This is a genomic window from Methanoculleus sp. UBA208 (assembly GCF_002498065.1).
In the GTDB taxonomy this organism is placed as follows: Archaea; Halobacteriota; Methanomicrobia; order Methanomicrobiales; family Methanoculleaceae; genus Methanoculleus.
This window is the reverse complement of record NZ_DAFZ01000118.1, coordinates 1-7846: the sequence shown is the minus strand read 5'-3', so window position 1 is coordinate 7846 and position 7846 is coordinate 1. Positions and strand designations below refer to the sequence as shown.

Here is a 7846-nt window from a genome sequence, read left to right as displayed (position 1 = left end):
CCCGCGCTTCGCGCTCCTCCCGCCCCCTTTAGGGGGGCGGGCAGTGCGTGGCGATATTCCACGAAATCCGTGCATGGGAGTTTGTGACGCTTCGAAGAGCAGCGCTCATAAGCAAGATCGCCGGCACGCCTGGAGCACAAATACCATAAGACATAAGATGCGGGCACCAAAAAAGACCCGCTTCAGGCCCGGATACTCCGCCGGCACATACAGACAGGATGTCCTGATAGGCGAATCAGATCCCCACTAAAAATCAGGGCCCCCCCATCCCCCGGCAAAAAGAACGTAACAGAAAAACGGGGTTACATTATAGTTTCGAGCCGCTGCTCCAGGAAATCAAGCCCTCTCTTGATGTCCTCGATGTTCTTTCCGCCGGTCAGGATAATCTTGCCGGAACTGAAGAGAAGGGCGACGATCTTCGGGTCCTCGATGCGGTAGACGAGCCCCGGGAACTGCTCGGGTTCGTACTCGATGTTCTCGAGGTTAAGGGTGATGACCACCTTGTTTAAGTTGATGTACCTGCCCATGTCGTACGAGCAGACGATGTTTGTGACCGCGACCTGCGGCTCGTTGTAGGTATCGACGCCGGCATCCCGCAGCGATTGCATGATGATATCCAGGCCGTCGTGCAGGTCCTGCTTGTTCCTGATACCGGTGAGCACCACTTTTCCCGAGGAGAATATCAGGGATGCGATCTTGGGTTTCTCGATGCGATAGACCGCTCCGGGGAACTGCTTCGTATTCAGTTCGCAGTTTTTTATTTTATCCGATACGTTTTCGAGGTCGATCGAGTCTGCAATCACCCCGGAGGCAACGATGTTCTCAATTTTCAGTGACTCGTATCCCTTCTCATCCATCGATATGAGTATTATTTTTTGAACCATAATACTATTGGGTAATCTTTATGCCTATTCCGGATACGGAGCGCCTTTCAACTTCGTGAATGCTTTAAACCATAAACGCGCATCTTTTTATTGATCGCGTTATGGCGGATGATGAGCAAAAACCAGCTTCCTATGAAGACCTCTGCGCAAATTTCACGATAGACGTCCCTGAATACTATAACTTCGGCTTCGACGTGATCGACGCATGGGCGAAGAAGGACCGGAACAAACTGGCGATGATCTGGGTGGACCAGAAAGGAAACGAGAAGAAATACACTTTTTTCGACCTCATGCGCCTTTCGAACCAGGCGGTCAACATCTGCCTGAAATACGGCATCAAGAAGGGCGACCGGGTCATGCTGATGCTCCCCCGGACACCCGAGTGGTGGATCTTCACCATCGCCCTCATCAAGCTCGGCGCCGTGTACTGCCCCGCAACCACGATGCTGACCCCCAAAGACCTGAAGTACCGCATCCAGGCGGCCGACATCAGGATGATCATCACCATGGCCGAGCATGCGGACAAGGTCGAGGAGGTCCGGGAAGATTGCCCCACGCTTGCCGTCCGGCTCATGATCGACGGCGTGCGGGACGGGTGGGTCAGTTACCCCGTCGAGCTCGACTACCCTGCGCCCTGCTCGCACAAACTGGTGAACCTTCCCGGCATGCACCGGACGAAAGCGACCGACCCGCTGCTGATCTTCTTCACCTCCGGCACCACCGGCGAACCGAAGATGGTGGTCCACGACCACTCCTACCCGCTTGGGCACATCGTCACCGCGCAGCTGTGGCACGACCTGCGCCCGAATGACCTGCACCTGACGATCTCCGACACCGGCTGGGGAAAGAGCGCCTGGGGAAAACTCTACGGCCAGTGGATCGTCGGCGCCTGCATCTTCGTCTACGATATCCGGGGCCGGTTCCACGCCACCGAGATCCTGCCGCTGCTGGAGAAGTACGGGGTCACGACGTTCTGCTGCCCCCCGACCATCTACCGGATGCTCATCCTCGCCGACCTCGACAAGTTCGATCTCGCCGATCTGCGGCACTGCTGCAGCGCCGGCGAAGCCCTCAACCCCGAGGTGATCCGGGCGTGGCAGGAGGGGACCGGGCAGACCATCTACGAGGGCTACGGCCAGACCGAGACGGTGCTCTGCATCGGGACGCTTCCCGACATGAAGCCCAAGCCCGGCTCCATGGGGAGGCCCATGCCCGGCTGGCATATCGAGCTGCACGACGACGACGGCAACCCGGTCGGCCCCGGTGAAGAAGGGCGGATCGCGATCAAACTCGACCCGCGCCCGGTCGGGCTCTTCTCCGGCTATCTGGACAACGAAGAGGAGAACCGCAAGGTCTTTTCGGACGGGTACTACTACACCGGCGACAAGGCCTACATGGACGAGGACGGCTACTTCTGGTTCATCGGCCGTGACGACGACGTCATCAAGTCCTCCGGCTACCGGATCGGGCCGTTCGAGGTCGAGAGCGCCCTCATGGAGCACCCCTCCGTGCAGGAGGCGGCGGTCGTCGGGTCGCCCGACGTGCTCCGCGGGCTGGTCGTCAAGGCCTTTATCGTCTTAAAGCCCGGGTACCGGCCCACGGAGTCGCTGGTCAAGGACATCCAGAAGCAGGTCAAGCGGGTGACGGCACCCTACAAGTATCCCCGCCTGATCGAGTTCGTGGAGTCGCTCCCGAAGACCATCTCCGGCAAGATCAGGCGGCACGAACTGCGTGAACTGGAGATGAGGCGGTTTATGGACAGCAACTCCCGGGACTCTCCCGCCGTTGGGGAGGGCGGGGAGTAATTACCTTTATTTTGTTGGAGATGCTACAGTATTAGGCGCGAGGAACGCCGGGACACGCCAACGGCGGAGGTTCGCCACACTTTCGCGCGAGAGTTGCCAAGCCAGGTCAAAGGCGCCAGGTTCAGGGCCTGGTCTCGTAGGAGTTCGCCGGTTCGAATCCGGCCTCTCGCATACGCTTTTTTGATGTTGTTTCTTGAAAGCACGATCGCTGATTGTATGCTGCACGTATCCCGGGGCGGCGGGGCTGGCTCTTCCCGTTCCGAACGGTGCCGCAATCCCGCCCCCCCTCCTGGCAGGAGGGATCACCATGCATCGCGGTCTTTTGAACGTTCGGGAAAAAGATATTCCGGCGATTGACCGGCAGACGTTTCTGAAGTTATCAAAAATAGATGGAGTTATTTGATCCTGCCGAACTCCTGGCTCACGTCTGCTGCGGACTGGAAGGTCTTGTCCTGGAACATCTCGATGACCTGGATCACCGCATCGGGGGCATTGTTCTTCCGTGCGTGGCTGATCAGATCCTGCTTGCCGGCCGGGTAGTCCATACCGCTGAGGTACTTCTGGAATGCGGATGCACTCAGCTCCTCAACCGAGGCTGCCTGAGCCGCAGAGGCCATTCCGCCTTTAACTGAAGGTCTCTCTTCTGCCATGATTCTCACCACCATTTCAACTGCATCCCGCATGCGGGACACACGGCCGCCCCATAGCTCTAGGTGAATAAAAATGTTGCTGTCTTTTATGGCGAAAATACGCGCTATCTGATGGGGGAATGATCCGGATCAGGGGTGGTGGCGGCTGCGCCGGGCAAGCGGGCCGGCCTCTCCCCCGGCAGTGCCCCGGGAGAGGAGATCCCCCTGCCCGTCCATCCGGCCGACGACGGCGACGTATCGGCACGGTTCCGTCACGAGCGGCGGACCGGCTGCAAACCGGACAGATGAACCGGTAACGTAACCGTACGCGCCGGGTAATCAGAGGTGAGGTTCACCAGAACCCCGACTCTTGAAAAACGTGGGATATTTGGATTGCTGTTCTTCCGGAAAAGTGTTCAGTACCGCCGGAAGTCGCTTCTCGGTCTCGGAGGCCGGGCCTCGTCAATCTTCAAGGTGCGGCCTTCAAATACGGTGTTGTTCAGGGCTTCCTTTGCTGCCTCAGCCTCTTCGGGGCTGGACATCTCGACGAACCCGAACCCTTTGCGCTCAATGACTCTGACGTCGTTTACCGTCCCGTACTGGCTGAATAAGTCTTTCAACTGTTCTTCGTTTACCGAGTAGGTGAGGTTGCCGACGTACAGCTTGCTACTTTCCATTCAAAGATCCTCTTCACTCATATACGCTCAAACCTTAATTACTCTTCGGATGAAAAACCGGACGGCGGTTTGGGGGCAACTCCCCTGCCGTGGAGATGCACCTGCTGATGGCGCTGCACCTGACCGGAGGCCGTTTGACACTCTGATCCCTGATCCCGGGCAGGATAACCCTTTGAACGGGGGGCCCGCATCAGGAGCATGCTGCTCGTTGCCCTGCCCCGGACGTGTGGGAGCGGTAGGCAGCTCACGTCGTCCCGTTTCAGGTCCGGCAGATCGATTCAGGGCAGGTCACCGGTGCCGATACCCCGGTAGCGCCCGGAGCACCTCGCGTATCCCGGCTTCCTTTCGCCGGGTCCCGGTTGCGCGGGTGCTCCCGGGGACAGATACTTTAATGGTGGCTTGGGTCCTTGGTATAAACCTCTAATGAAAATATTCGGGCGGGTCACGCCGCCGTCTATTACGGAGTTGATTAACTGACAAATACACGAGGAACACAGAACAACAGTGAGGAGATCGTACGAGTACGGTTACCGAAGAAGAGAAATCGGGAGATATTCGCCAGGGCCGACCTGATGCTCGGGGCAAACCACATCCGTGTCCGCTGCGAGGACGGCGTCACGCGCACAGGAAGGATCAAGGGCAAGATCAAAAAAAGGCTCTGGATACGCGAAGGCGACCTCCTGATCGTCGTCCCCTGGAGTTTCCAGGACGAGAAGTGCGATATCGTCTACCGTTACATCAGGCCTCAGGTAGACTGGCTCAAGAAGCACAACTATCTCAGCCAGTAACTTCTGCGTTTCTGCGCCATCGGCGGCCTCCGCAACTGAGCGGAGGTGGGCTCAGTCCGGGATTCATCCTCTCCGCGAATCCCGATCGATGGCATCGGCCAGGTTGGCCGCAAGATCGGTGTGCACCAGTATGAACGTTCGGCTCACCGACGGCGTCACGCTTGCTGCTATCTGCATGGTGAGCATGATGAGCCTCAGGGCATCCTGAATCGTTCCCCCTTCCCACATCCCCTGGATGCACTGGTTGGCGGTCCGTTTCGTGATATCGTTTCCCAGCACCACGAAGTTGCTTGCCCTGCCCTTCTGCATTACCCGCAGTCGGGAATCGAGGACCTCGGCAATTGCGTAACTGCCTGTCGTAGCGTACAGCCTCCTCCTCGCGATTGCCGCCCCTTCCGTCTCGGTCACCTCGCCGACGAGCACCCCGTCCTGTTGCGAGACCTTGGCCTTGTCGTCCCTGACCCGGATTATCACGCCAAGCTCGTCCGCCCGCTCTGCGAGGTCGTTGTCGGAGACGATCGAACCGCCGTAGAGTTCGCGTTCCAGATCTTCGATGCGGGGATCGTCCCCCCCGAATGCAATCTCCCGCATATCTCCCGCCATCACGGCGCCCTGTTTTCCGATGAATGCCATCACAAGAGTCATACGGTGAACCCCCAACCCCCGGCACGGCACAGGGAGTTGCGCTCACCCCCACTCTCCCGCATTCCGTATCAATATGTTGATGCCCATTCTGATGCCGCTCTACCGTCGCCGGAAGCGGGTCCCGCGGAACCCTTTCAGGCAGCGGCGGGGCACGCCCGCGTGCGAAAAAACATTCACGCTTTGCAGCGGGTGCGTGAACATCAGTCACGTGCGCATATATACTTCGATTCAGGGTTGGTATAATTATCCTGATTTAAGTATATTATGTTTAAAGTTACATAAAAATGTCCTGAATCGTTTATAGCCTTTTTAGAATCCTTAGATTTTAATATTTTCCCCTAAAGCGGGGATTTGTTAAAGGATAAATTAATATATCAAAATAAGAAATTACTCTTCCATGACTGAAATCTTCCCGCAAGAAGTCGGGATAATGCAGGATGGAGTCACTATCCAGATCCCGATATTCTACAAACTCATGGCGAGCATGCTTACTATTGCAGTCATCCCCATCTTCATGCTGGGGATCGTCTCGGCAGGAGATACCGGGAGCGTCATCGCCACACTCGGTCTGCAGAATAGCATCCTCGTCATGACCCTGCTCACGCTCTCGGTGATCCTGATGTGGAGTTTCGCCTTCAGCCAGAGATGCAGTTGCCAGAGTTCGGCGTCCGGGATCTCGTCGATAAGTTCCCAGATCACCGGATCGTCGTGCTCTGTGAGCCAGTCGGGAGAGGCCGGCCCGATGTGCCGGTCGTAGAGCGCCTTCATCCGGGTGTTCAGCCAGGTCGGGACGTGGACGCCGTTCGTGACGTAGTCGATGGGCACCGCCGCCTCCCGGGGCCCGGGCCACAGGCACTTCCACATATCGCAGGCGACGACCTTGTTTGCGCGCGAAACGCCGTTATGGTGCGCCGAGGCACGCAACGCAAACGCGGTCATGTTGAAGCCCGAGCCGGGGCTCTCCGGGTGGACGCCGAGCTGCAGGAACCGGAGCCGGTCGATGCCGAGCGCCGGGTAGTAGGTCCTGAAGTAGCGGTCGATAAGGTCGACGGGGAAGACGTCGTGCCCTGCAGGGACGGGCGTATGCGTGGTGAAGACGGAGGTCGCCCGCACTTCCTCGAGCGCCTCTTCAAAGTCCATTCCCCGCTCGACCCGCTCCCGGACCCGCTCGAGCAGCGCAAACGCCGGGTGGCCTTCGTTTAAGTGCACCGCCGCGTACTCGATGCCGAGTGCATGAAGCACTTTCCTCCCGCCGATGCCGAGAACGATCTCCTGCCGGAGGCGCTGATCCTGGTCGCCTGCATAAAGCCGGGAGGATATGCCCCGGTTTTCGGGGTCGTTACAGGGGATATCCGTATCCAGGAGGTAGAGCGGTATCCTGCCGACCTGGACCTTCCGGACGGCGACATAGATGGGTGGGTCGATATGCGGGACCCGGACCACCAGATCTTCCCCGTCGGAGTCGAGCACCCGGGTGACGGGTGCCGTATCCCGGTCGAGCGGTTCGGTGACGTCCTCCTGCCAGCCGTCGGGGTTGATCTGCTGGTGCAGGTAGCCCTGCGAGTACAGGAACCCGACGGCGACCATCGGAAGGCCGAGGTCGCTCGACTCTTTTAAATGATCGCCGGCGAGGAATCCGAGCCCTCCCGCGTAGATGGGGAGCGAGTGATGGAGCCCGTACTCCGCCGAGAAGTAGGCGACCGTCAGCGCGGGACGGCCGGCGTACTCCTCGGAGAACCAGGTTCCGGTGGCGGTCATGTACTTCCTGAACCGCCGCATGACGATGTCGTAGCGGTGGCAGTAGGCGGGATCCTCCGCCGCCCGGTTCAGGAACTCGACCGGTATCTCGCGGAGCATCCGGATAGGGTTGTGGACGCTTGCCTTCCATGCCTGATGGTTCAGTTGCTTGAAGAGGATCCGGGCTTCCGGGTTCCAGCTCCACCAGAGGTTGTATGCCAGGTCGACGAGCCCGGAGATCCGCTCCGGGATGTGTGCGAACTGATCGCGTATGGAATCATCCATGAGTCCTGTCCCCTTTGGATGGTATACTGTCCGTGTTTATTATTATATATGTTTGCATATTTTTGCAAAACATTGAGGAAATAAAAAATTGGTGATAATATGATGCTTTTCGGCGAGTGTGGCTGTCTGATTGACCGATCCGGCATACGGTGTGCCGGGCATCTGCGGGATGCCCGAAAGCGGATGGGGGGAGGGCCGGAGGTGGGCCGGGATTCAATTCCCCCGCTGGTTGCTCCGCTAGGAATTGCGACTGAAGAAATTGCTAGAACCGTGAAAAAGCCCAGTATGGTGGACCGTGGGACTATCGCCGCGGGGGGTGGGGACAGGGGAGGGGGTCTCCCCCCTCCCCACCTGACGGTGGTCGAGCTCCGGGCGTTCGCACCTAACGGTGCTCAC

At 58.5% G+C, this 7846-nt stretch carries 8 protein-coding genes and 1 tRNA gene; 3 read left to right on the top strand and 6 right to left on the bottom strand.

Annotated features, from left to right (window positions below; all coding sequences use genetic code 11):
• Positions 1-302: 302 nt before the first annotated feature.
• Positions 303-857 carry a TATA-box-binding protein gene (locus BRA62_RS12075; protein WP_292366956.1) on the bottom strand — a complete coding sequence of 185 codons (555 nt, stop codon included), beginning with the start codon at positions 855-857 and terminating at the stop codon, positions 303-305.
• A gap of 128 nt (positions 858-985) precedes the next feature.
• Between BRA62_RS12075 and BRA62_RS12070 the strand changes: the two genes are divergently transcribed.
• Together BRA62_RS12070 and BRA62_RS12065 are read left to right on the top strand one after the other, a co-directional pair.
• Positions 986-2689 carry an AMP-binding protein gene (locus tag BRA62_RS12070; RefSeq protein ID WP_292366954.1) on the top strand — a complete coding sequence of 568 codons (1704 nt, stop codon included), beginning with the start codon at positions 986-988 and terminating at the stop codon, positions 2687-2689.
• An 86-nt stretch (positions 2690-2775) separates the two neighbouring features.
• Positions 2776-2860, top strand: a tRNA-Leu gene (locus tag BRA62_RS12065).
• Positions 2861-3084: 224 nt separating this feature from the next.
• On the opposite strand, the gene BRA62_RS12060 is transcribed toward BRA62_RS12065, so the two are convergent.
• The 3 genes from BRA62_RS12060 to BRA62_RS12050 form a co-directional block, all read right to left on the bottom strand.
• The gene (locus BRA62_RS12060; RefSeq protein ID WP_292366952.1) at positions 3085-3339 is read right to left on the bottom strand and encodes a DUF2795 domain-containing protein; all 255 of its coding nucleotides are present in this window, start codon (positions 3337-3339) and stop codon (positions 3085-3087) included.
• Positions 3340-3468: 129 nt separating this feature from the next.
• Positions 3469-3594 (bottom strand): hypothetical protein, encoded by a 126-nt coding sequence (locus BRA62_RS12055; RefSeq protein ID WP_292366950.1) that lies wholly within the window; start codon positions 3592-3594, stop codon positions 3469-3471.
• Positions 3595-3734: 140 nt separating this feature from the next.
• Positions 3735-3995 (bottom strand): RNA recognition motif domain-containing protein, encoded by a 261-nt coding sequence (locus tag BRA62_RS12050; protein ID WP_214019366.1) that lies wholly within the window; start codon positions 3993-3995, stop codon positions 3735-3737.
• 473 nt (positions 3996-4468) lie between these two features.
• On the opposite strand from BRA62_RS12050, the gene eif1A reads away from it, so the two are divergent.
• On the top strand, positions 4469-4783 hold the full coding sequence (gene eif1A / locus BRA62_RS12045; protein ID WP_292367054.1) for a translation initiation factor eIF-1A: 315 nt from the start codon (positions 4469-4471) through the stop codon (positions 4781-4783).
• A 63-nt stretch (positions 4784-4846) separates the two neighbouring features.
• On the opposite strand, the gene BRA62_RS12040 is transcribed toward eif1A, so the two are convergent.
• Positions 4847-5428, bottom strand: a complete 582-nt coding sequence (locus BRA62_RS12040) for a DUF2121 domain-containing protein (RefSeq protein ID WP_292366947.1) — start codon at positions 5426-5428, stop codon at positions 4847-4849.
• A gap of 465 nt (positions 5429-5893) precedes the next feature.
• Complete coding sequence (gene glgP, locus BRA62_RS12035) at positions 5894-7450, bottom strand: alpha-glucan family phosphorylase (RefSeq protein WP_292366946.1); 1557 nt, start codon at positions 7448-7450, stop codon at positions 5894-5896.
• Between the last annotated feature and the right edge of the window lie 396 nt (positions 7451-7846).